This is a genomic window from Pseudomonas sp. JE3303 (assembly GCF_056312565.1).
Genome location: NZ_JBWGIF010000002.1, coordinates 284,899 through 307,291 on the forward strand (window position 1 = coordinate 284,899; position 22,393 = coordinate 307,291).

Annotated in this window: 21 protein-coding genes; 18 read left to right on the forward strand and 3 right to left on the reverse strand. The window is 64.8% G+C overall.

Features of this window, described 5'->3' with window-relative positions; all coding sequences use genetic code 11:
* Window positions 1-5 precede the first annotated feature (5 nt).
* From AC0ZZU_RS04750 to AC0ZZU_RS04835, 18 genes are all read left to right on the forward strand, one after another.
* Window positions 6-548, forward strand: coding sequence for a YaeQ family protein (locus AC0ZZU_RS04750; RefSeq protein ID WP_476339389.1), 543 nt, complete (start codon window positions 6-8; stop codon window positions 546-548).
* Window positions 549-577: 29 nt separating this feature from the next.
* Entirely contained in the window at window positions 578-2,287 is a 1,710-nt protein-coding gene (gene recJ, locus AC0ZZU_RS04755) for a single-stranded-DNA-specific exonuclease RecJ (RefSeq protein WP_476339390.1), read from the forward strand.
* Window positions 2,288-2,392: 105 nt separating this feature from the next.
* Window positions 2,393-3,499, forward strand: a complete 1,107-nt coding sequence (locus tag AC0ZZU_RS04760) for an NADH:flavin oxidoreductase/NADH oxidase (RefSeq protein WP_476339391.1) — start codon at window positions 2,393-2,395, stop codon at window positions 3,497-3,499.
* Window positions 3,500-4,030: 531 nt separating this feature from the next.
* Entirely contained in the window at window positions 4,031-4,759 is a 729-nt protein-coding gene (locus tag AC0ZZU_RS04765) for a tellurite resistance TerB family protein (protein ID WP_476339392.1), read from the forward strand.
* 128 nt (window positions 4,760-4,887) lie between these two features.
* On the forward strand, window positions 4,888-6,510 hold the full coding sequence (locus AC0ZZU_RS04770) for a methyl-accepting chemotaxis protein (RefSeq protein ID WP_476339393.1): 1,623 nt from the start codon (window positions 4,888-4,890) through the stop codon (window positions 6,508-6,510).
* A 4-nt stretch (window positions 6,511-6,514) separates the two neighbouring features.
* Window positions 6,515-7,036, forward strand: a complete 522-nt coding sequence (locus AC0ZZU_RS04775; RefSeq protein ID WP_476339394.1) for a chemotaxis protein CheW — start codon at window positions 6,515-6,517, stop codon at window positions 7,034-7,036.
* On the forward strand, window positions 7,033-8,289 hold the full coding sequence (locus AC0ZZU_RS04780) for a CheR family methyltransferase (RefSeq protein ID WP_476339395.1): 1,257 nt from the start codon (window positions 7,033-7,035) through the stop codon (window positions 8,287-8,289). Before AC0ZZU_RS04775 ends, AC0ZZU_RS04780 begins: the two co-directional genes overlap by 4 nt.
* Window positions 8,286-8,951 carry a chemotaxis protein CheW gene (locus tag AC0ZZU_RS04785; protein WP_476339396.1) on the forward strand — a complete coding sequence of 222 codons (666 nt, stop codon included), beginning with the start codon at window positions 8,286-8,288 and terminating at the stop codon, window positions 8,949-8,951. Before AC0ZZU_RS04780 ends, AC0ZZU_RS04785 begins: the two co-directional genes overlap by 4 nt.
* Entirely contained in the window at window positions 8,948-11,233 is a 2,286-nt protein-coding gene (locus AC0ZZU_RS04790; RefSeq protein ID WP_476339397.1) for a response regulator, read from the forward strand. Before AC0ZZU_RS04785 ends, AC0ZZU_RS04790 begins: the two co-directional genes overlap by 4 nt.
* Complete coding sequence (gene cheB / locus AC0ZZU_RS04795) at window positions 11,230-12,243, forward strand: chemotaxis-specific protein-glutamate methyltransferase CheB (RefSeq protein WP_476339398.1); 1,014 nt, start codon at window positions 11,230-11,232, stop codon at window positions 12,241-12,243. The genes AC0ZZU_RS04790 and cheB overlap by 4 nt, the downstream gene beginning before the upstream one ends.
* Before the next feature lie 51 nt (window positions 12,244-12,294).
* The gene (locus AC0ZZU_RS04800; protein ID WP_476339399.1) at window positions 12,295-13,299 is read left to right on the forward strand and encodes a diguanylate cyclase domain-containing protein; all 1,005 of its coding nucleotides are present in this window, start codon (window positions 12,295-12,297) and stop codon (window positions 13,297-13,299) included.
* A 135-nt stretch (window positions 13,300-13,434) separates the two neighbouring features.
* Window positions 13,435-14,530 (forward strand): peptide chain release factor 2 gene (gene prfB, locus AC0ZZU_RS04805; RefSeq protein WP_476339400.1). Its coding sequence is split into 2 segments (ribosomal slippage): window positions 13,435-13,506 and window positions 13,508-14,530, totalling 1,095 coding nucleotides; the frame shifts between segments, so codons are not numbered across the junction.
* Window positions 14,531-14,600: 70 nt separating this feature from the next.
* Window positions 14,601-16,103: a lysine--tRNA ligase gene (gene lysS, locus AC0ZZU_RS04810; RefSeq protein WP_476339401.1), complete on the forward strand. Its 1,503-nt coding sequence runs from the start codon at window positions 14,601-14,603 to the stop codon at window positions 16,101-16,103.
* Between the two features lie 195 nt (window positions 16,104-16,298).
* A complete protein-coding gene (locus tag AC0ZZU_RS04815; RefSeq protein WP_476339498.1) occupies window positions 16,299-17,003 on the forward strand; it encodes a TetR/AcrR family transcriptional regulator in 705 nt (234 codons plus the stop codon).
* A 30-nt stretch (window positions 17,004-17,033) separates the two neighbouring features.
* Window positions 17,034-17,579, forward strand: a complete 546-nt coding sequence (locus tag AC0ZZU_RS04820; RefSeq protein ID WP_476339402.1) for a hypothetical protein — start codon at window positions 17,034-17,036, stop codon at window positions 17,577-17,579.
* A gap of 23 nt (window positions 17,580-17,602) precedes the next feature.
* A complete protein-coding gene (locus AC0ZZU_RS04825) occupies window positions 17,603-18,880 on the forward strand; it encodes a flavohemoglobin expression-modulating QEGLA motif protein (RefSeq protein ID WP_476339403.1) in 1,278 nt (425 codons plus the stop codon).
* On the forward strand, window positions 18,852-19,775 hold the full coding sequence (locus AC0ZZU_RS04830; protein WP_476339404.1) for an alpha/beta hydrolase: 924 nt from the start codon (window positions 18,852-18,854) through the stop codon (window positions 19,773-19,775). The genes AC0ZZU_RS04825 and AC0ZZU_RS04830 overlap by 29 nt, the downstream gene beginning before the upstream one ends.
* Window positions 19,772-20,098: a hypothetical protein gene (locus tag AC0ZZU_RS04835; RefSeq protein ID WP_476339405.1), complete on the forward strand. Its 327-nt coding sequence runs from the start codon at window positions 19,772-19,774 to the stop codon at window positions 20,096-20,098. The genes AC0ZZU_RS04830 and AC0ZZU_RS04835 overlap by 4 nt, the downstream gene beginning before the upstream one ends.
* Window positions 20,099-20,483: 385 nt before the next feature.
* Here AC0ZZU_RS04835 and lptF read toward each other — a convergent pair whose 3' ends face one another.
* The 3 genes from lptF to AC0ZZU_RS04850 all read right to left on the reverse strand — a co-directional run bounded on the left by lptF (window position 20,484) and on the right by AC0ZZU_RS04850 (window position 22,297).
* On the reverse strand, window positions 20,484-21,269 hold the full coding sequence (gene lptF / locus AC0ZZU_RS04840) for a lipotoxin F family OmpA-related lipoprotein LptF (protein WP_476339406.1): 786 nt from the start codon (window positions 21,267-21,269) through the stop codon (window positions 20,484-20,486).
* A gap of 50 nt (window positions 21,270-21,319) precedes the next feature.
* The gene (locus tag AC0ZZU_RS04845; RefSeq protein WP_158459554.1) at window positions 21,320-21,733 is read right to left on the reverse strand and encodes a DUF4398 domain-containing protein; all 414 of its coding nucleotides are present in this window, start codon (window positions 21,731-21,733) and stop codon (window positions 21,320-21,322) included.
* 219 nt (window positions 21,734-21,952) lie between these two features.
* On the reverse strand, window positions 21,953-22,297 hold the full coding sequence (locus tag AC0ZZU_RS04850; protein ID WP_476339407.1) for a pilin assembly protein: 345 nt from the start codon (window positions 22,295-22,297) through the stop codon (window positions 21,953-21,955).
* Window positions 22,298-22,393 lie beyond the last annotated feature (96 nt).

Here is a 22,393-nt window from a genome sequence, read left to right on the forward strand (position 1 = left end):
GTCCCATGGCCCAGCCGTCCACCACCTACAAATTCGAACTGAACCTTACCGACCTTGATCGCGGCGTGTACGAAAGCATCAAGCAGACCATTGCCCGCCACCCCTCTGAAACCGAAGAACGCATGGCCGTGCGCCTGCTGGGCTACGCGCTCTGGTACAACGAGCAACTGGCCTTTGGCCGTGGCCTGTCGGATGTCGACGAGGCCGCGCTGTGGGAAAAGAGCCTGGACGGCCGCGTGGTGCACTGGATCGAGGTGGGCCAGCCCGACGCCGAGCGTCTGACCTGGTGTTCGCGCCGTACCGAGCGCACCAGCCTGCTGGCCTATGGCAGCCTGCGCGTGTGGCAGACCAAGGTGGTCGACGCGGTCAAGGGCCTGAAGAACCTCAACATCGCAGCCGTGCCGCAAGACGTGCTGGAAGTGCTGGCTACCGACATGCCGCGGGCGATCAAGTGGGACGTGATGATCAGCGAAGGCACGGTGTTTGTCACCGATGACCGTGGCCAGCACGAAGTGCAGCTCGAATGGCTGCTCGGCGACCGCGGCTGACCTGAACCCAACGACTCTCGAAGACCCCCATGCGTATCGAATCCCGTCCCCTGCCTTCGCCCCTGCCGCTGCTGGGCAACCTGCCACCCTTGCTCACCCGCCTGTATGCCGCCCGTGGCGTACAGTCCGAGGCCGAGCTGGACAAGAGCCTGGCGCGGCTGCTGCCGTTCCAGCAGCTCAAGGGGATCGAAACGGCGGTCGACTTGCTGGTCGAGGCCCTCGAGCAGCGCCAGCGCATCCTGATCGTCGGTGACTTCGACGCTGATGGCGCCACCGCCAGCTGCGTCGGCGTCCTTGGCCTGCGCCTGCTGGGTGCGGCCCATGTCGACTACCTGGTGCCCAACCGCTTCGAGTATGGCTATGGCCTGACGCCGGAGATCGTCGAAGTCGCCTTGACGCGCCAGCCGCAGCTGCTGGTCACCGTGGACAACGGGATCTCCAGCGTCGAAGGCGTTGCCGCGGCCAAGGCGGCCGGGCTCAAGGTGCTGGTCACCGACCACCACTTGCCTGGGGCCGAGTTGCCCGGGGCCGACGCCATCGTCAACCCGAACCAGCCGGGCTGCGGGTTTCCCAGCAAGTCGCTGGCGGGCGTCGGGGTCATTTTCTATGTGCTCATGGCCCTGCGCGCCCGCCTGCGCGCCCTTGGGCACTACGCGGACAAGCCGCAGCCGAACATCGGCGAGCTGCTCGACCTGGTGGCTCTGGGTAGCGTCGCCGACGTTGTGCCGCTGGACGCCAACAACCGCATCCTCGTGCACCAGGGCCTGGAGCGTATCCGGGCCGGGCGCGCGCGGCCTGGGCTCAAGGCGATCCTGGAGGTGGCGCGGCGCGAGCATGCGCGGATCACTTCCACCGACCTGGGCTTCATCCTCGGGCCGCGCCTGAACGCAGCTGGGCGCCTGGACGACATGAGCCTGGGCATCGAATGCCTGCTTTGCGACGACCCGGCGCTGGCGCGGGAAATGGCCGTGCAGCTGGATGAGATGAACCAGGACCGCAAGTCCATCGAGCAGGGCATGCAGCGCGAGGCCCTGGCCCAGCTAAAGGATCTGCCTGTCGAGGACATGCCCTACGGCCTGTGCCTGTTCGACGCCGATTGGCACCAGGGGGTGATCGGCATCCTCGCTTCGCGCCTCAAGGAGCGCTACCACCGGCCGACCATCGCCTTCGCCGATGCGGGCGATGGAATGCTCAAGGGGTCGGCGCGCTCGGTGCCGGGGTTCCATGTGCGTGATGCGCTGGACGCCGTGGCGGCGCGGCATCCGCAGCTCATCAGCAAGTTCGGGGGCCATGCCATGGCGGCCGGGCTGTCGCTGCCTGCGGACAATTTCCCGGCGTTCGCCCAGGCCTTTGACGAGGAAGTGCGGCGCCAGCTGTGCGAGGAAGACCTCACCGGCCGCCTGTTGTCGGATGGCAGCCTGGCTGTCGAGGAGTTTCATCTGGAACTGGCCCGCGCCTTGCGCAACGCCGGTCCCTGGGGCCAGCATTTCCCTGAACCGCTGTTCCACGGGATGTTCCAGCTGGTCGAACAGCGCGTGGTGGGCGAGCGGCACCTGAAGGTCGTGCTCAAGAGCGAATGCGGGGCGGTCAAGCTCGACGGCATTGCCTTTGGCATCGATCGCGAGGTCTGGCCGAACCCGACGGTGCGCTGGGTGGAGCTCGCCTACAAGCTCGATGTCAACGAGTTCCGCGGCCAGGAAAGCGTGCAGTTGCTGATCGCGCACATCGAACCGCGCTGAACCGGCGCGGGGCAAACTGGTCTAGGCTCAGACAGACATGGCACTGGACCCCGCAACACATGAGGGTCCAGGCCGGTAAACCATTGGAGTCCCGGGAGGTCCCCCATGAGCCTGCTGCTTGAGCCCTATACCCTGCGTCAGTTGACCCTGCCCAACCGAATCGCCGTCTCGCCCATGTGCCAGTATTCCAGTATCGATGGCCTGGCCAACGACTGGCACCTGGTGCACCTGGGCAGCCGCGCTGTCGGCGGTGCCGGCCTGGTGTTCACCGAGGCCGTCGCCGTGACCGCCGATGGCCGCATCACCGCCCAGGACCTGGGCCTGTGGAACGACGAGCAGATCGCGCCACTGCAGCGGATCACCCGCTTCATCACTGCCCAGGGCGCCGTGCCCGGCATCCAGCTGGCCCACGCCGGGCGCAAGGCCAGTACCCACCGTCCGTGGCTGGGCAAGCACGGCAGCGTCAAGGTAGAGGAGGGCGGCTGGCAGCCGGTCGGGCCATCCAGAATCGCCTTCGACCCGGAGCATACCGCGCCGCTCGAGCTGGACCCGGGCCAGATCCAAGTCATCATCGATGCCTTTGTGTCAGCAGCGCAGCGCGCACTCGAGGCCGGCTTCAAGGTTGCCGAAGTGCATGCCGCCCATGGCTACCTGCTGCATCAGTTCCTGTCGCCGCTGAGCAACCAGCGGCGCGACGAATACGGCAGTTCCTTCGAGAACCGCATCCGCCTGACGCTGCAAGTCACCGAGGCCGTACGCGCGGTGTGGCCCGCCGAGCTGCCGCTGTTCGTGCGGGTGTCGGCCACCGATTGGGTCGAGGATGGCTGGAACCCGGACGAAACCGTCGAGCTGGCGCGGCGCCTGCGTGCGCTGGGGGTGGACCTGATCGACGTGTCGTCCGGCGGAACGTCGATGAACGCCGAGATTCCCACCGGCCCCGGCTACCAGACCCGCTTTGCCGAGCGTGTGCGCCAGGAGTCGGAGATCGCCACCGGCACGGTCGGCATGATCACCGAGCCGGCCCAGGCCGAGCACATCCTGCGGACCGGGCAAGCCGACATCATCCTGCTCGCCCGTGAACTGCTGCGCGACCCCTACTGGCCCCTGCACGCCGACGACGACCTGGGCGGCAACAAGGCCACCTGGCCCGCGCAATACCAGCGCGCGACCAGCCGGTCCAGCCCGATACACGAGTCTGATCTGCGCGATTGAGGGGTTGTGGGGGGCGGTGCGGTGCGGTGCAGGTTTAGAGGTAGCCGGTGCTGCGGGGTATGCGCTTGGGGCCTTGTGGCGGCCGTGCGAAGTGTGCGCTTGGGGCCTTGTGGCGTCCATGAGATCGAGCGCCGCCCGCGCGGCGCATCGCGGGACAAGCCCGCTCCCACAATTTGTTGCAACGTGCCATGGTCTGACAGTTCGGAGTCTTAGCCTTGACGGTACGGCGAAAATGTTGCGGTGAGCACACCGGCCCCCCACCCGTCTTCTGCCATGCACCAAGGCTGACAACCCAAATCCCACAGGCCATGGCACGTTGCAACAAATTGTGGGAGCGGGCTTGTCCCGCGATGCGCCGCGCGGGCGGCGCTCGATTTATGCATCACCACAAGCCCCCAAGCGCACGCCTCGCACGGCCACCACAAGCCCCAAGGCAAGCCCCCCCAAGTAACATCCCGAAGCAATCCATTAAGCTGCACTTCAGCCAATCCCCCTAATCTGATCCTTTGTTCCCCTCCAAGGAGATCTCAGATGAACACCCGTGGCTTGCTAGATCAACTGCTCAAATCCGGCCAGGACCTGTTGCAAAAGCAGCAAGGCACAGGCGGTACCAGCAAGATTCCCGGCCTGGGCGACCTGCTCGGTGGTGGCAAGGGCCAGTCGGGCGGTGGATTGGGCGGGATGCTCTCCGGTGCCGGTGGCGGCGCGCTTGCCGCCAGCGTGATGGGCATGCTGCTGGGCAACAAGAGTGCACGCAAATACGGCGGCAAGGCGGTGACCTACGGTGGCCTGGCGGCACTGGGGGTCCTGGCCTACAAGGCGTACGGCAACTGGCAGGCGCGTCAGGGTAACGGCAACCCACCCGAGCCACAGACGCTCGACCGCCTGCCACCGGCCCAGGTGGAAGAGCACAGCCAGGCGATCCTCAAGGCGCTGGTGGCGGCGGCCAAGGCCGACGGACATATCGACGAGCGTGAACGCGCACTGATCGAGGGCGAATTCAGCAAGCTCGACAACGACCGGGAGCTGCAGACCTGGCTGCACGCCGAGCTCAACAAGCCACTCGACCCGGCCGACGTCGCCCGCGCCGCGCAGACCCCCGAGATGGCTGCCGAGATGTATATCGCCAGCCACATGCTGGTCGATGAGCAGAACTTCATGGAGCGCAGCTATCTCGACGAGCTGGCCCGCCAGCTCAAGCTCGAGCCGGGCCTGCGCGAGGAACTCGAAAGCCAGGTCAGGCTCGCCGCGACGTCGTGAAGCGTCTGTCCCGGGATGTCCAAGGGCAGGGATGCCCGATATTCCCTTCAAGCGAGCGTAGATGAGCGGGGCTGTGGGCTATACTCTGCCCCATTTTCCCGCTCGTAGTGAATTCTTGAGGGTTGTCTGTGAAGAACTGGACGTTACGCCAACGGATCCTGGCAAGTTTCGCCGTGATCATCGCCATCATGCTGCTGATGATCGTGGCCGCCTACTCGCGGTTGGTGACGATCGAGTCAAGCGAGCAGGAAGTAGGCTCCGACAGCATTCCGGGGGTCTACTACAGCTCGATGATCCGCAGCGCCTGGGTCGACAGTTATGTCACCAGCCAGCAACTCGTAGGACTCAGCGATCACCGTCCGTTCACCACGGCCGACCAGGACCTCTACAAGAGCTTCGAAGACCGCCTCAAGCAGCACATGGCCAGTTACCAGGGCACCATCAGTACCCCGGAGGACCAGGCCAGCTTCGACGAGTTCGTGCGGCTCGAACAGGACTATCTCAAAGCGATCGACCAGGTCCTGACCGTGTACCGGCAAGGCGACTATGCCCAGGCCGAGCGGCTGATCACCGAAGTCCTCACGCCCGCCTGGCTTACCGGGCGCAAGCACCTGAACAGCGTCATCGAACGCAACCGCGAGACTGCCGACCAGGCCACTGATGCCATCGTCAGCGCCGTTGCCACGGCCAAGGGCAGCATGATCGTCTCGTTGGTCCTGGCCATGCTTGCCGCCGGCATCTGCGGATTGATGCTGATGCGCGCGATTACCGCGCCCATGCAGCGTTTCGTCAGGGCGCTCGACAAGCTGCGCTCGGGTGATCTCAGCGTGCGTCTGAACCTGGACCGCAAGGACGAGTTCGGCGCTATCGAGACCGGCTTCAACGACATGATGGAAGCCCTGACCGGCCTGGTGTCCCAGGCGCAGCGCTCTTCGGTGCAGGTGACCACCTCGGTGACCGAGATCGCCGCCACCTCCAAGCAACAGCAGGCCACGGCCACCGAAACGGCGGCCACCACCACCGAGATCGGCGCCACGTCACGCGAGATCGCCGCGACATCCCGCGACCTCGTGCGTACCATGACCGAAGTCACCAGCGCCGCCGATCAGGCCTCGATCCTGGCGGGCTCGGGCCAGCAGGGCTTGTCACGCATGGAAGAGACGATGCACCAGGTGATGGGCGCGGCCGACCTGGTCAATGCCAAGCTGGGCATCCTCAATGAGAAGGCCAGCAACATCAACCAGGTGGTGGTGACCATCGTCAAGGTCGCCGACCAGACCAACCTGCTGTCGCTCAACGCAGCCATCGAGGCCGAAAAGGCCGGGGAGTACGGCCGTGGTTTTGCCGTGGTCGCCACCGAAGTGCGGCGCCTGGCCGACCAGACCGCCGTGGCCACTTACGACATCGAGCAGATGGTGCGCGAGATCCAGTCGTCCGTTTCGGCAGGGGTGATGGGCATGGACAAGTTCTCCGAGGAAGTGCGCCGCGGCATGTTCGAGGTGCAGCAGGTCGGTGAACAGCTCAGCCAGATCATCCACCAGGTACAAGCCCTGGCGCCGCGGGTGCTGATGGTCAACGAGGGCATGCAGGCCCAGGCCACCGGCGCCGAGCAGATCAACCATGCCCTGGCCCAGCTTAGCGATGCCAGCACCCAGACCGTCGAGTCGCTGCGCCAGGCAAGCTTTGCCATCGACGAGCTCAGCCAGGTGGCCGCCGGCCTGCGCGGCGGTGTCTCGCGGTTCAAAGTCTGACTCGATGACCGATATCCAGCCTCGTCAGACCCCGGCGGCCGCTGCCAAGGGCGTGCTGTATCTTCTGTTCCAGCTTGCTGGTCAGCGCTTCGCACTGGATGTGCGCGAGGTGGTCGAGGTGCTGCCGCTGCGTGTGCTCAAGCCGATCGCCCAGGCCCCTCACTGGGTCGCGGGGATTCTCGCCCATCGCGGGGTGCTGGTGCCGGTCATCGACATCGGCGCGCTGGCATTCGGCGTGGCGGCTCCCCAGCGCACCAGCACGCGGCTGGTGCTGGTGCATTACCGCGCGGATCCAGAGCGGCCCGGCCTGCAACTGGGGCTGATCCTGGAACAGGCCACCAATACCTTGCGCTGCCAGCCTGGCGAGTTTCGTCCCTACGGCCTGGACAATGCCGATGCGCCTTACCTGGGGCCCGTGCGCCAGGACGCCCTGGGGCTGCTGCAACGCATCCGCGTCGATGAACTGGTGCCGGCGCAGAGCCGCGCGCTGCTGTTTCCCGCCGAGCCAGCGAAGGTATCGCCATGAGCGGCGAACAGCGGTTCTTCCGTTTTCTCAAGGAGCGCATCGGCCTGGACGTGGAGTCCATCGGTGCGCCGACGGTGGAGCGCGCGCTGCGCCAGCGTAGCGCGGCCCTTGAGGCACGCGACCTGGACGACTACTGGCTGCGCCTGCAGCAATCGAGCGACGAGCAGCAGGCGTTGATCGAAGCGGTGATCGTCCCCGAGACCTGGTTCTTCCGTTACCCGCAATCCTTCAGCGCCTTGGTAAGCCTGGCCCAGAAGCGCCTGATGGAGCTGGCGGGCTCACGCCCGCTGCGCATCCTCAGCCTGCCGTGTTCCACCGGCGAAGAGCCTTATTCGATTGCCATGGCACTGCTCGATGCGGGCGTACCGGGGAGTGCGTTTCGCATTGACGGCATGGACATCAGCCCTCTTTCCATCGCCCGCGGGCAACAGGCGGTATATGGCCGCAATTCTTTTCGCGGTGAAGCCCTCGAGTTTCGCGAGCGGCACTTCACGGATACACCCGAAGGCCATCGCCTGCGCGATCAGGTGCGCCAGCAGGTAACCCTGCAGCCTGGCAATGTCCTGGACCCCGCCCTCAAGGCCCGGGAAGGCCTGTATGACTTTGTGTTCTGCCGCAACCTGTTGATCTATTTCGACGTACCGACCCAGCAACGGGTCTTCGAAGTGCTCAAGTGCCTGGCCCACCCTCAGGGTGTGCTGTTCATCGGCCCCGCCGAAGGCAGCCTGCTGGCGCGCCTGGGCATGCGCCCGGTCGGTATCGCCCAGTCGTTCGCATACGTGCGCCAGGACGAGGCCGGGCGCGCGGCCGTGGCCCCCGTGAGCCAGACGCCGCGCCTTGCCGCCGCGACTCCGTACCTGCCACGCCAGGCCGCCACGCTGCCACGGACCATGCGCCCCTTGCCCGGCAAGGTGGTGGTCGCCCCGCGCCCCGATGGCGAAAGCGAATTGCTCAGGCAGATCGGCTTGCTGGCCGATGCCGGCAACAGCCAGCAGGCACGGGCTGCCTGCGAGCGCTACCTGCGCGAGTTTGCCCCCAAGGCACAGGTCTATTACTGGCTGGGCCTGCTCAGTGACACCGCCGGCGACGCCCAGCAAGCGTTGGGGCACTACCGCAAGGCGCTGTACCTCGAACCGCAGCACCACGAGGCCCTTGTCCACCTGGCGGCGCTGTTGGCCTCGCAGGGCGACGAGGCCGGCGCCCGCCGCCTGCAGGCCCGCGTGGCGCGGGCTGGACGCGGGGCTGATCAATGAGCACGGAGCATCAGGTGCGACTCGTTACTCATGGCGAAGACACGATAGACGACTGCTGGAACCGCATCGGCGTGCATGGCAACAAGCAATGCCCGCTGCTTGAACAGCATATCCATTGCCGCAATTGTGAAGTGTACGCCTGCGCGGCCACTCGCCTGCTCGACCGCTACGCCTTGTTGCAGGACGAACAGGCAGAGGCGCCCGAACGTGAAGACGGTGGTCCCCGGCGCTCCATGCTGCTGTTTCGCCTGGGCGAGGAATGGCTGGCGCTGGCCACGGCATGCCTTGCCGAGATTGCCCCGCTGCAACCGGTCCACTCATTGCCCCATCAGCGCTCGCGGGTGCTGCAGGGCGTGGCCAATGTGCGTGGCGCGCTGGTGCCCTGCCTGTCGTTGGCCGACTTGCTGGGCCAGGAGCGTCTGGCAAGGACCGATGAAGGCCGCCGGGTGATGCCGCGCATGCTGATCCTGGCGGCCGAAGGCGGTGCAGTGGTGCTGCCGGTGGACGAGGTCGACGGCATTCATGGCCTTGACCCGGCGCGGCTGGAGGTTGAACACAAAGCGGCGCAATTCACCGCAGCGGTCCTTCAATGGCGTGGGCGCAGCGTGCGGGTGCTGGATGAACGACAACTCTTGTCCGCCGTGAACCGGAGCCTTTCATGACCCCAGAGCAAATGCGCGATGCGTCGCTGCTGGAACTGTTCAGCCTGGAGGCCGAGGCCCAGACCCAGGTACTGAGCACGGGTCTGCTGGCCCTGGAGCGAAACCCGGCCCAGGCCGACCAGCTTGAGGCGTGCATGCGCGCGGCCCATTCCCTCAAGGGCGCGGCGCGGATCGTGGGAGTCGATGCAGGCGTCAGTGTCGCCCATGTCATGGAAGACTGCCTGGTCGCGGCCCAGGAGGGGCGCCTGGCGCTTCGGGCCGAGCACATCGACGCCCTGCTGCAAGGCACCGACCTGCTGATGCGTATCGCCACCCCGGGAGACACCCAGGGCGAGACAGCGGTGCCGGATTTCCTGGTACTGATGGCCGCACTGCTTGACCCGCGCGGCGTGCCGCCAGTCAACCTGCTGGCTGCGGCTGCGGCACCCGTGCCACCCCCGACCGTATTGCCTGCCGCACCCATGGCCGCTCCCGCTGCACCCGCTGCCGATGCGGCGGTGCCTGCGCCTCGGGGCAAACACACGACCGAAAACGGCGAGCGAGTCCTGCGGGTGACCGCCGAGCGGCTGAACAGCCTGCTCGACCTCTCGAGCAAGTCACTGGTGGAAACCCAGCGCCTGAAGCCGTACCTGGCCACCCTGCAACGCCTCAAGCGCATGCATGGGCAGGGGATGCGTGCCCTGGATGGCCTGAAGACGCAGCTTGAAGCCAGCGGGCAGGGCGCCGAGGTGCTTGAAGCACTGGTCCAGACCCAACGCCTGCTGGGCGAGACCCAGCAGATCCTGCAGCAGCAAGCCACCGACCTCGACGAATTCGGCTGGCAGGCCAGCCAGCGGGCGCAATTGCTCTACGACACCGCACTGGCCTGCCGCATGCGCCCCTTCGCCGATGTGCTGTCGGGGCAAAGCAGGATGGTGCGTGACCTGGGCCGCTCGCTGGGCAAGCAGGTGAGCCTGCAGATCGAAGGCGAGAAAACCCAGGTCGACCGCGATGTACTGGAAAAGCTCGATGCGCCGCTGACGCACCTGCTGCGCAACGCCGTGGACCACGGGATCGAATCAGCCGAGCGGCGCCTGCTGGCCGGCAAGCCCAGTGATGGGGTGATCCGCCTGCGTGCATCGCACCAGGCTGGCCTGCTGGTCCTGGAGCTGAGCGATGACGGCGCCGGTGTCGACCTTGAGCGCCTGCGCCGCAGCATCGTCGAGCGGGCGCTGTCGCCCGCCGAGACCGTGGCGCAGATGAGCGAAGCCGAACTGCTGACCTTCCTGTTTCTCCCAGGCTTCAGCCTGCGCGACAAGGTCACCGAGGTCTCGGGCCGTGGCGTCGGGCTCGATGCCGTGCAGCACATGGTCCGTGAGCTGAGGGGCTCGATCGAGCTGACCCAGGTGCCGGGGCAGGGCAGTTGTTTCCACCTGGAAGTGCCGTTGACCCTGTCGGTGGTGCGCAGCCTGGTGGTCGAGGTGGGCGGCGAAGCCTATGCCTTCCCCCTGGCGCATATCGAACGCACCCTTGACGTGCCCGCGGAGGAAATCGTGCAGATCGAGGGGCGCCAGCATTTCTGGCACGATCAGCGTCACATCGGCCTGGTCTCTGCCAGCCAGTTGCTCAACCGGCCGGCAACCCCAGGCGAGGAACAGAACATCCGCGTGGTGGTGATCCGTGAGCGCGAGCAGCTGTATGGCGTCGCTGTCGAGCGGCTGATTGGCGAACGGGTGCTGGTGGTGATGCCGCTGGATCCGCGCCTGGGCAAGGTCCAGGACATCTCGGCCGGGGCCTTGCTCGACGACGGGTCGGTGGTACTGATCATCGACGTCGAAGACCTGCTGCGCTCGGTCGAGAAGCTGCTCAGCACTGGCCGCCTGGAACGCATCGAACGTGGATCAGCGAGCGCACGTGGCGCGCCGCGCAAGCGCGTGCTGGTGGTCGACGACTCGCTCACGGTGCGCGAGCTGCAACGCAAGTTGCTGGGCAACCGCGGCTACGACGTGGCCGTGGCGGTCGATGGCATGGATGGCTGGAACGCCTTGCGGGGTGAGGACTTCGACCTGCTGATCACCGACATCGACATGCCGCGCATGGACGGTATCGAACTGGTGAGCCTGGTGCGCCGCGACCATCGCCTGCAATCGTTGCCGGTCATGGTGGTGTCCTACAAGGACCGCGAGGAAGACCGCCGACGTGGACTGGATGCCGGGGCCGACTACTATTTGGCAAAGGCCAGTTTCCATGATGATGCGTTGCTGGATGCCGTGGTGGAGTTGATTGGAGGTGCACAGGGATGAGGATCGCCATCGTCAACGATATGCCCATGGCTGTGGAAGCGTTGCGCCGGGCGCTGGCATTCGAGCCGGCGCACCAGGTGGTGTGGGTGGCCGCCAATGGTGCCGAGGCGGTGCAGCGCTGTAGTGAACTGACCCCCGACCTGATCCTGATGGACCTGATCATGCCGGTGATGGATGGAGTGGAGGCCACCCGCCAGATCATGGCCCACACGCCGTGCGCCATCGTCATTGTCACCGTGGACCGCAAGCAGAACGTGCACCGGGTGTTCGAGGCCATGGGCCACGGCGCCCTGGATGTGGTCGATACGCCAGCCCTGGGTGCAGGCGACCCGCGGGAGGCGGCGGCGCCGCTGTTGCGCAAGATCCTCAATATCAGCTGGCTCATCGGCCAGCAGCACACCAGTACCACCAGCCCGCTGGGCGCACCGCTGCGTGCCGGGGCCCAGCGGCCAGGGCTGGTGGCGATCGGCTCGTCGGCAGGCGGGCCAGCGGCCCTGGAAATACTGCTCGGGCGCTTGCCACGCGACTTTCCCGCCGCCATCGTGCTGGTCCAGCATGTCGACCAGGTCTTCGCGGCCGGCATGGCCGAGTGGCTGAGCAGCGCTTGCGGGCTTCCGGTACGCCTGGCCTGTGAGGGCGAGCCTCCGCAGCCGGGGCAGGTGTTGCTGGCCGGCACCAATCATCACATCCGCCTGTTGAAAAATGGCCTGCTGGCCTACACCGCCGAGCCGGTCGATGAAATCTACCGGCCTTCGATCGATGTGTTCTTCGAAAGCGTTGCCCGTTACTGGACCGGCGACGCCGTGGGCGTGCTGCTGACGGGCATGGGGCGCGATGGCGCCCAGGGTCTCAAGCTGATGCGCCAGCAGGGTTGCCTGACCATTGCCCAGGACCAGCAGAGCAGCGCGGTGTATGGCATGCCAAAGGCGGCCGCGGCGATCGATGCAGCGGTGGAAATCCGGCCCCTCGAGCGTATCGCCGCCCGGCTGATGGACATCTTTCCCAAATGACGACACGTATTCTTTCACGCCGCCTGCGCGGCAGTGACCTGGTGACTATGCATGAATGATCTACCGATCAACGGTTTCACGACCACCAATGAAAATTCGGCGATGGTCCTGCTGGTCGACGACCAGGCGATGATCGGTGAGGCGGTGCGTCGTGGCCTGGCCCATGAAGAGAACATCGATTTTCACTTCTGCGCCGATCCCCACCAGGCAATTGACCAGGCGATTCGGATCAGGCCGACGGTCATTCTCCAGGACTTGATCATGCCAGGCCTGGACGGCCTGACGCTGGTCCGCGAGTACCGCAGCAACCCGGCCACGCAAGACATCCCGATCATCGTGCTGTCGACCAAGGAAGACCCGCTCGTCAAGAGCGCCGCCTTTGCCGCCGGGGCGAACGACTACCTGGTCAAGCTCCCCGACACCATCGAGCTGGTCGCGCGTATCCGCTATCACTCGCGCTCCTACCTGACCCTTCTGCAGCGTGACGAGGCCTACCGCGCCTTGCGCGTAAGCCAGCAACAGCTGCTCGACACCAACCTGGTGCTGCAACGGCTGATGAACTCCGACGGCCTGACCGGACTGTCCAACCGCCGCCACTTCGATGAATACCTTGAGCTGGAGTGGCGCCGGGCCATGCGCGAGCAGACCCAGCTGTCGCTGCTGATGATCGACGTCGACTACTTCAAGTCGTACAACGACACCTTCGGCCACCTGGCCGGCGACGAAGCCTTGCGCCGGGTGGCCGAGGCCATCAGAGGGTCCTGCTCGCGGCCCACCGACCTGTCCGCGCGCTACGGCGGCGAGGAGTTCGCGCTGGTATTGCCCAACACCTCGCCGGGCGGCGCACGGCTGATTGCCGAGAAGCTGCGCCTGATGGTGCTGGCGCTGAACATCCCGCATACCGCGCCCACTGCCGATGCCAGGCTTACCGCAAGCATTGGCCTGGCGACCCAGACACCGGCCATCGGCACTCAATGCCGGCAGTTGATCTCCGCGGCGGACAAAGGGCTGTACATGGCCAAGAACCAAGGGCGCAACCAGGTCGGGATTGCCTGAAGGCTGCTGCAGGTTTCGAGCTGCAGGTTTCAAGCGCGGACAAGTCATCTTGTCGCTTGTAGCTTGGCGCTTGGAGCTTGAAGTCAGTTATAATCATCGGCTTTTCACCGAATCCCGCACGAGAGCTGCCCGCCCATGGAAATCAATCCGATCCTGAACACCATCAAGGACCTGACCGAGCGTTCCGAGTCAATTCGGGGGTATCTTTGACTACGATCAACGGCATGATCGCCTGATCGAAGTCAACCGCGAGCTCGAAGACCCGAACGTCTGGAACAAGCCTGAATACGCCCAGGAGCTGGGCCGCGAGCGTGCCACCCTGGCGCAGATCGTCGAGACCCTGGACAAGCTGTCCGGCGGCCTGGCCGATTGCCGCGACCTGCTCGACATGGCTGTCGAGGAAGACGACGAAACCGCCGTGGGCGATGTGGTCAGCGAGCTCGAAAGCCTCGAGTCGGCCCTGGCCCAGCTCGAGTTCCGCCGCATGTTCAGTGGCGAGATGGACATGAACAACGCCTACCTGGACATCCAGGCCGGCTCCGGCGGTACCGAAGCGCAGGACTGGGCCAACATCCTGCTGCGCATGTACCTGCGCTGGGCCGACAAGCGCGGTTTCGACACCACCATCATGGAGCTTTCCGAAGGTGAGGTCGCCGGTATCAAGGGCGCCACCTTGCACATCAAGGGCGAGTACGCCTTCGGCTGGCTGCGCACCGAGATCGGCGTGCACCGCCTGGTCCGCAAGAGCCCGTTCGACTCCGGTAACCGCCGTCATACCTCGTTCTCGGCGGTGTTCGTATCGCCCGAGATCGATGACAAGGTCGAGATCGAGATCAACCCGTCGGACCTGCGCATCGACACCTACCGCTCCTCCGGTGCCGGTGGCCAGCACGTGAACACCACCGACTCCGCGGTGCGGATCACCCACGTGCCGACCAACACCGTGGTCAGCTGCCAGAACGAACGTTCCCAGCACGCCAACAAGGACACCGCCATGAAAATGCTGCGGGCCAAGTTGTACGAGCAGGAAATGCAGAAGCGCAACGCCGCTTCCCAGGCCCTGGAGGACACCAAGTCCGACATCGGCTGGGGTCACCAGATTCGCTCGTACGTGCTCGACGCGTCGCGGATCAAGGACCTGCGTACCGGCGTCGAGCGCAGCGACTGCGACAAGGTGCTCGACGGCGACATCGACGAATACCTCGAAGCCAGCCTCAAACAGGGGTTGTAAGCTTCACACCCCCTGCAAGACCCTCGCCCGCGGGCGAGGGCAATGAATCCCTGATGGAAGATGTGACGACATGAGCGACCTCAAACTCGACCCGCAAGACCTGCAACAGGAAGAAAACGCCCTGATCGCCCTGCGCAAGGAAAAACTTGCTGCCGAGCGCGCCAAGGGCCAGGCCTTCCCCAATGACTTCCGCCGCGACAGCTACTGCGATGACCTGCAGAAACAGTACGTGGACAAGACCAAGGAAGAACTGGAAGCTGCAGCGATCCCGGTCAAGGTTGCCGGCCGCATCATGCTCAACCGTGGCTCGTTCATGGTGATCCAGGACATGACCGGGCGCATCCAGGTCTACGTCAACCGCAAGACCCTGCCCGAGGAAACCCTGGCCGCGGTCAAGACGTGGGACATGGGCGACATCATCGCCGCCGAAGGTACCCTGGCCCGTTCCGGCAAGGGCGACCTGTACGTCGAGATGACCACCGTGCGCCTGCTGACCAAGTCGCTGCGCCCGCTGCCGGACAAGCACCACGGCCTGACCGACACCGAACAGCGCTACCGTCAGCGCTACGTCGACCTGATGGTCAACGAAGACACCCGCCACACCTTCCGTGTGCGTTCGCAGGTGATCTCGCACATCCGCAGCTTCCTCGCCCAGCGCGACTTCCTCGAAGTCGAGACACCGATGCTGCAGACCATTCCTGGCGGCGCGGCGGCCAAGCCGTTCGAGACGCACCACAATGCGCTCGACATGGCCATGTTCCTGCGGATCGCTCCGGAGCTGTACCTCAAGCGGCTGGTGGTCGGTGGTTTCGAGAAGGTCTTCGAGATCAACCGCAACTTCCGTAACGAAGGCGTTTCGACCCGGCACAACCCCGAGTTCACCATGCTCGAGTTCTACCAGGCCTACGCCGACTACGAAGACAACATGGACCTCACCGAAGAGTTGTTCCGCGAGCTGGCGCAACTGGTCCTGGGCAGCACCGACGTGCCATATGGCGACAAGGTGTTCCACTTCGGCGAGCCGTTCGTGCGCCTGTCGGTGTTCGACTCGATCCTCAAGTACAACCCAGAGCTGACCGCCGCCGACCTGCAGGACGTCGACAGGGCCCGCGCCATCGCCAAGCAGGCCGGTGCCAAGGTGCTGGGCCACGAAGGCCTGGGCAAGCTGCAGGTGATGATTTTCGAAGAGCTGGTGGAGCACAAGCTGGAACAGCCGCACTTCATCACCGAGTACCCGTTCGAAGTGTCGCCGCTGGCGCGCCGCAACGACCACAACCCCAACGTTACCGACCGCTTCGAGCTGTTCATCGGTGGCCGCGAGATCGCCAACGCCTACTCCGAGCTCAACGATGCCGAGGACCAGGCAGAGCGCTTCCTGGCCCAGGTGGCCGAGAAGGACGCCGGTGACGACGAAGCCATGCACTTCGACGCCGATTTCGTCCGCGCCCTGGAGTACGGCATGCCGCCGACCGCCGGCGAAGGCATCGGCATCGACCGCCTGGTGATGTTGCTCACCAACTCGCCGTCGATCCGCGATGTGATCCTGTTCCCGCACATGCGCCCGCAGGCCTGAGCAGTCTGAACAAGCCGCCTTCATGGCGGCTTTTTCTTGTGCCTGTACCGGCCTCTTCGCTGGCAAGCCAGCTCCCACAGGTACAGCAGCGCTCCTGATGACCGCTCCGTACCTGTGGGAGCTGGCTTGCCAGCGAAAGGGCCGGAACAGGCACTGCAAGGACCAGAACATGATGAGGTACCCATGACCCCCGCAATCGCCCACCCAGGCGCCGCCGGCATTGCCAGCGCCGTCGCCCAGAGCGTGCAATACCAGGGCCGCAAGACCCGCCGCCAGGGCAGCGAGGAGCGGCGCCAGCAGATCCTCGATGCCGCCATGCGTATCGTCGTGCGCGATGGCGTGCGTGGCGTGCGGCACCGTGCGGTGGCGGCCGAGGCCGGAGTGCCGCTGTCGGCCACCACCTATTACTTCAAAGACATCGAAGACCTGCTCACCGACACCTTCGCCCAGTACGTCGAGCGCAGCGCGGCCTACATGGCCAAGCTCTGGGCCAACACCGAGGTCGTGCTGCGCCAGTTGCTGTCCCAAGGCGACGGCAGCCCGCAGTGGCGCGCCCGCCTGGCCGATGAAGTGGCCCGCATGACCAGCGACTATGTCACTCGCCAGCTCAGCAATCGCCGTGACTTTCTCATGGCCGAACAGGGCTTTCGCCAGGAGGCGCTGCTGTGCCCGCGCCTGGCGGAACTGGTGCGCTCCCACGAGCAGATCCTGCTGCACGGCGCCCGGCAGATGCTGCAGGTGGTAGGCTCGCGTCAGCCCGAGCAGGACGCGCTGGTGTTGACGGCGATTATCGAGCAGATGGAATATCAGGGACTGCTCAAGGACGCGAATGCGCAAGCCGATGGGCAGATGCTCTCTATCCTTACCCGTTACCTTCACCTGGTGCTGGCGGCGGCGTGAAGCGCGGCTGACCTCTTCAAGGAGAACCTGATGAAAGCCTGGCGTGTGCTGTTGAGCCTGTCGTTCCTGCTACTGGGCGGCTGTCTGGTAACCTTCAACGAACCGCTGCCGAGCAACCAGGCAGCGCCCAAGGCCTTGCTGGGCCAATGGAGCAGCAAGGACGCCTGGGGCGAGCCGCTGCGCCTGACCATCAGCCGTCTGGGCGGCAATGCCTACAAGGCGGTGGCGCGGGGCAAGGACAACAAGGCCGAGGAATATGTCTTCAGCGTCTCCCGGCATGGCAATCGCTGGTACCTCTCGGCAGGCGTGCCCAAGCGCCTGGGCGGGAATTTCCTGATCGGCGGTTTCGATGTGATCGACGGCAAGCAACTGGTGCTCTACAACCTCGACGCCGAGCAGGTTCGCCAGGCGGTGGACAAGAAGGAGCTCACCGGCCGCAGCACCGAAGTGCCCGAGGACAATGGAGAGGGCGTACTGATCGACAGCACCCCCGCACGGGTGCTGGCTTATCTGGATGATCCGGCCAATTCGGACCTGTTCATCGAAGTGGCGCGCTTCCAGCGCGCCGGCAAGTAAACGATCCGAATCCAGGAGTGTGTGTGGACGAGTACCAGCAGACAGTACGCGCGTTGTCGGACCGGATAGTCGTTGCGCAGACGCCTATCCGCGTGCTCGACGCGGTCAAGTGGGACGACAGCATCCGCCAGGGTTTCTTCGAGAACGAGGGCAGGGAGCCACCGGCGGTGGACCGTGCCTATTACCAGGCGCGGCCGTTGTCGTTCGACTCGGCTGCGGTGAAGTCCGAATTCCAGAGCATCGAGCGCGACATCACCCGCCAGCTCGGCCAGTTCAACCCGGTCGGGCAGATCATGCGGCGCATGTGCAAGGAGTACCGCATGGTCGTGCGCATGCTCGAAGCGCGCGGCACCGAGGATTTCGGGTTGATCTCGCAAGAGCTCTACGGCGCCGCCTCCGATGCGTTCCATGCCGGCGACCCGACCCTGGCCGACCTGGGCCTGATGCTCTCTGACTACCTCAACAACATCGATGGGCGAGGGGACCTGAAGGACGAGCCCAAGAGCCTGACCGCCAAGGAGGCGGTGGATATCCTGCAGAGCCGCCTGAACAAGGTGTTCGGCGAGGCCGAAGGCACCATCCGCGTGTTCGAGTCCGACGGTATCGTCGCCGACGCCGCGGCGGGCGCCGACTACATCAAGATCCGCGCCGATGCCATGTTCAACTCCCGCGATGTACGCGCCCTGGAGGTCCATGAAGGGCTGGTGCACGTCGGTACCACCCTCAACGGCTTGAGCCAGCCCATCTGCACCTTCCTGGCCAAGGGCCCGCCCTCGTCGACCGTGACCCAGGAAGGCCTGGCGATCCTCATGGAAGTCATTGCCTTCGCCTCCTATCCCAGTCGCCTGCGCAAGCTGACCAACCGTACCCGGGCCATCCACATGGTCGAGGAGGGCGCGGACTTCATGCAGGTGTACGAGTTCTTCCGTGGCCAGGGCTTCGAGATGGGTGAAAGCTATGGCAACGCCAGCCGGGTGTTCCGCGGATCGGTGCCCAATGGACTGCCCTTCACCAAGGACCTGTCCTACCTCAAGGGTTTCATCATGGTCTACAACTACATTCAGTTGGCCGTGAAGAAGGGCAAGTTGGAACAGATCCCCTTGCTGTTCTGCGGCAAGACCACGCTCGAAGACATGCGTACCTTGCGCCAGCTGGTCGATGAAGGCCTGGTGGAGCCGCCCAAGTACCTGCCCGAGCAGTTTCGCGACCTCAATGCGTTGTCGGCCTGGATGTGCTTCTCCAACTTCCTCAACCACCTGAGCCTGGATCGCATTGAAGCCGACTACGCGAACATTCTCTGAAGCCTGTCGGGGCCTGTTGCTGGCGTGCCTGCTCATGGGTGCCGCCGGTTGCAGCAGCTTGCTGTTCTATCCCGAGCCGGGCCAGCCGTTTACCCCGGAGCGGGCCAAGCTGGCATTCCGCGAACTGACCCTGACCGCCGCCGACGGCACGCGCCTGCATGCCTGGTGGCTGCCCGCCAAGCCTGGCGTCGAGGTCAAGGGCACCGTGCTGCACCTGCATGGCAACGGTGGCAACCTGGCCTGGCACCTGGGCGGCAGCTACTGGCTGCCCAAGCAGGGCTATCAGGTGCTGATGCTCGATTACCGCGGCTACGGGCTGTCCGAAGGCAAGCCCAGCCTCCCGGCGGTCTACGAGGACATTGGCGCGGCGCTGGATTGGCTGGCGCAGGCCCCCGAAGTTCAAGGCAAGCCACTGGTGCTGCTGGGACAGAGTCTAGGAGGGGCCATGGGCATCCACTACCTGGCAGCGCATCCCGAGCAGCGCCAGCGTTTCCAGGCACTGGTGTTCGATGGCGTGCCGGCCAGCTATCGAGAGATCGGCCGCTTTGCCTTGGGAAATACATGGTTCACCTGGCCCTTGCAGGTGCCGCTGTCGTGGCTGGTGCCCGACGGCGACAGCGCGATCCGTTCGGTCGAACGCCTGGACAGCCCGCCCAAGCTGTTCTTCCACAGCATCGATGACAAGCTGGTGCCCATGGCCAGCGGCATCCGCCTGTACCAGCACGCGCCGCCCCCACGCGTGCTGCAGCTGACCCGAGGCGGCCACGTGCAGACCTTCGCCGACCCGACATGGCGCCAGGTCATGCTGCGCTTTCTCGACGATCCCACCCATTTCAACGGTCTGCGGCGCCTGGGCGAAGTGCCCAACTACCCTGACGAGAACAACAAGCAATGAGTGAAGAACGCAACGCCATCCCCCTGATCCTGACTGGCGTCGGGAGTATCGTCGTGACGGTCGGGGCCCTCTGGTACTACGGCTATCTGCATTTCGCCAAGCCCCAGGATGCCTTGCTGCTGTCGGACTTCACCATGCTCAAGACCGTGCCTGGCGAGGACTACAAGGTGTCGCTGAGTCCTGCGCCGCAGGTGGCCCAGTGCATCGATGGCGTGCTGGTGTTGTTCGATACCCAGCAGAAAGGCCTGACCGGCGTGCTGGTGGACCGCAAGAAGCAGGCGGTTCGCTGCATGGGGCAGGAGACGCCGCAGCAGGTGCGGTAATGCTTGGGGTGCATGCCCTGGGGGTTTTCAGCGCCCTCGGGATCGAGCGCCGCGCGGGCGGCGCATCGCGGGACAAGCCCGCTCCCACATTTGTTGCAACGTGCCATGGCCTGACAGATTGGAGTCTTAGCCTTGTTTGTACGCCGAAGGTCTTGGGGTGAGCACACCGGCCCTCCACAGTCTTCCGCCATGCACCAAGGCTAGCAACCCAAACCCACAGGCCATGGTACGTTGCAACAAATGTGGGAGCGGGCTTGTCCCGCGATGCGCCGCGCGGGCGGCGCTCGATCTCATGGGCGCCACAAGGCCCCAAGCGCACGCCCCGCAAAAAACCATAAAAAAACCCCGCCATCTGGCGGGGTCTCTGGTTCACCAGCGGTAGCGCTTAACGCTGGCTCACCGAGCGAGGGGCAACCGGCTGGTTGTCATTGGAAATGGTGACTTCCACTCGACGGTTCTGCGCACGGCCCGAGTTGCTGGAGTTGTCGGCAACCGGGTATTCCTTGCCGTAACCCTGTGCAACCACACGCGCTGGGTCGACACCTGCGCGCAGCAGCGAGCGGCGGACCGACTCTGCGCGGCGCTCGGACAGCGACTGGTTATAGTTGGCCGAGCCGACGGAGTCGGTGTAACCCTCTACGATCACCTTGCGGTCAGGGTTTTCCTGCAGGAAGGTGGCCAGGGTGGTGATGTTCGGCAGGGCGCTGCTTTTCAGGTCGGCCTTGTTGAAGTCGAACAGCACGTCGCCGAAGGTCACCAGGGTGCCGCGGTCGGTCTGCTTGGCGTTCATGCTTTCCTGAAGCTTCTTGATCTGCGCGTCACGGGCATCCAGGCGGGCCTGGGCACGTTGGGCGGCAGCGTTCTTCAGGTTGGCCTCGGAGCCACGCAGGGCGATGGTCTGCTTGGCCACTTCGATGCGCTGGTTGGTCAGGTAGGCCAGCTGGTCGACCTTCTTGTCATCGTCGCGGTCCAGGTAGGCCTTGTCGGCCTTGTTCAGCCAGTCCTGGGCATCCTTGGTCTCGAGGGCCGCTATCTTGCTCGCCTGCGGATCGCTCTGCAGGGCGGAGAAGTTGGTGCGGGCCGACTCAAGGTTCGGGTTCGGCTGGTGCGAGCAGGCGGCCAGGCCAACGCTCAGGGCCAGCAGGGCAGGAATCATGACGTGTTTACGCATAGTGGTTCATCCTTTGATCGATAACGAATGCATGGGTCGGGTGAGCAGGCTTATTCAGCGCTGCGCATGCCTTCCTCACGCAGGTCCTGGACACCTTGGCGGGCATCTTGAACGGCCTTGTCGGCCTTGGCGGCCTGCGCCTTGCGCTCGGCGACGCGGGCGTCCCATTCGGCCTGTTCGGCCAGAAGCTTGGCTTCGTCATACTTCTTGTCGTGCATGGCGATTTCAGCTTTCTTGAACTTGTCCTGAGCCGCTTTCATTTCAACGGCCGCGAACTCGGTGCCGCCAGCACTTACCGCAGAGTTGACCGCCGACTGGGTCACGGCGTACTGCTCAGTGGGCGGGTTGCCAGCACAACCTGCGAGCACGAAGCTGCTACCCAGAGCCAGGGCGGCCAGCTTGATACTGCGCAGATGAGTGATTGACGATTTCTCGGTGCGGGTCTTCATGGTGGTCAACTCCATTGGATCACTCCTGATAAACGACGATGTCCGTGGCATTCCATCGCATTCCCTGACGGTTCCGAGCGCTTTCGGCTACTAGCGCGGCAAGGCCCGTGGTTGCAGGGTTCTACCGTGATGGCTTATTGGCTCGGACTGAAACGTTTTGCGGATAGTTCAGAAAAATCGGGCGTTCTCCGGTTTTTTTTCTGACTCAACGGTCAGCGCTGAAAGGTACGAGATTCAGTCCTCCTCCTTGCTGCGGGCATGGCTGAGGTCGTGCAGATGACGCCGCGAAAGCGCCAGGAAACGCGGCGTGGCGCCGATGTCTTCGTACAGAGGATCGCCTTCTTCGTCAGTGGCAATCACATGCTGCCCCTGGATATACGGGAAGCTCGCTTCAAGCTCCTCGAGCGCGGCACCGACCAGCTCGCCGAGCAATTCCTCGATGTGGCGCTTGGGGTACATCTCGGCCAACGCGGCCAGACGCGCTTCGGCCTCCAGGTCCAGGTGCAAGAGATGGCCGGTGGCGCTGAGGTGGCCCTTGGCGTTCTCTTCCCAGTACTGGGCAAGCTCTCGGATTTTCATGGCGACCTCTGTCGGTGTGCGCGGCGGGGAATGATTCAGGACGTTCTTTGCGGTTGACCGCGGCGCCTGCAAGACGTTTTACCGGATATGCCTGCC

Excerpts from the sequence above, each read along its gene's own strand:
- AC0ZZU_RS04835 (WP_476339405.1), top strand. The coding sequence starts at position 19,772 with ATGAGTGAAGAACGCAACGCCATCCCCCTGATCCTGACTGGCGTCGGG.
- AC0ZZU_RS04765 (WP_476339392.1), top strand. The coding sequence starts at position 4,031 with ATGAACACCCGTGGCTTGCTAGATCAACTGCTCAAATCCGGCCAGGAC.
- AC0ZZU_RS04785 (WP_476339396.1), top strand. The coding sequence starts at position 8,286 with ATGAGCACGGAGCATCAGGTGCGACTCGTTACTCATGGCGAAGACACG.
- AC0ZZU_RS04850 (WP_476339407.1), bottom strand. The coding sequence starts at position 22,297 with ATGAAAATCCGAGAGCTTGCCCAGTACTGGGAAGAGAACGCCAAGGGC.
- lysS (WP_476339401.1), top strand. The coding sequence starts at position 14,601 with ATGAGCGACCTCAAACTCGACCCGCAAGACCTGCAACAGGAAGAAAAC.
- cheB (WP_476339398.1), top strand. The coding sequence starts at position 11,230 with ATGAGGATCGCCATCGTCAACGATATGCCCATGGCTGTGGAAGCGTTG.
- AC0ZZU_RS04800 (WP_476339399.1), top strand. The coding sequence starts at position 12,295 with ATGAATGATCTACCGATCAACGGTTTCACGACCACCAATGAAAATTCG.
- AC0ZZU_RS04780 (WP_476339395.1), top strand. The coding sequence starts at position 7,033 with ATGAGCGGCGAACAGCGGTTCTTCCGTTTTCTCAAGGAGCGCATCGGC.
- AC0ZZU_RS04790 (WP_476339397.1), top strand. The coding sequence starts at position 8,948 with ATGACCCCAGAGCAAATGCGCGATGCGTCGCTGCTGGAACTGTTCAGC.
- AC0ZZU_RS04750 (WP_476339389.1), top strand. The coding sequence starts at position 6 with ATGGCCCAGCCGTCCACCACCTACAAATTCGAACTGAACCTTACCGAC.
- AC0ZZU_RS04760 (WP_476339391.1), top strand. The coding sequence starts at position 2,393 with ATGAGCCTGCTGCTTGAGCCCTATACCCTGCGTCAGTTGACCCTGCCC.
- recJ (WP_476339390.1), top strand. The coding sequence starts at position 578 with ATGCGTATCGAATCCCGTCCCCTGCCTTCGCCCCTGCCGCTGCTGGGC.
- AC0ZZU_RS04845 (WP_158459554.1), bottom strand. The coding sequence starts at position 21,733 with ATGGAGTTGACCACCATGAAGACCCGCACCGAGAAATCGTCAATCACT.
- AC0ZZU_RS04775 (WP_476339394.1), top strand. The coding sequence starts at position 6,515 with ATGACCGATATCCAGCCTCGTCAGACCCCGGCGGCCGCTGCCAAGGGC.
- AC0ZZU_RS04820 (WP_476339402.1), top strand. The coding sequence starts at position 17,034 with ATGAAAGCCTGGCGTGTGCTGTTGAGCCTGTCGTTCCTGCTACTGGGC.
- lptF (WP_476339406.1), bottom strand. The coding sequence starts at position 21,269 with ATGCGTAAACACGTCATGATTCCTGCCCTGCTGGCCCTGAGCGTTGGC.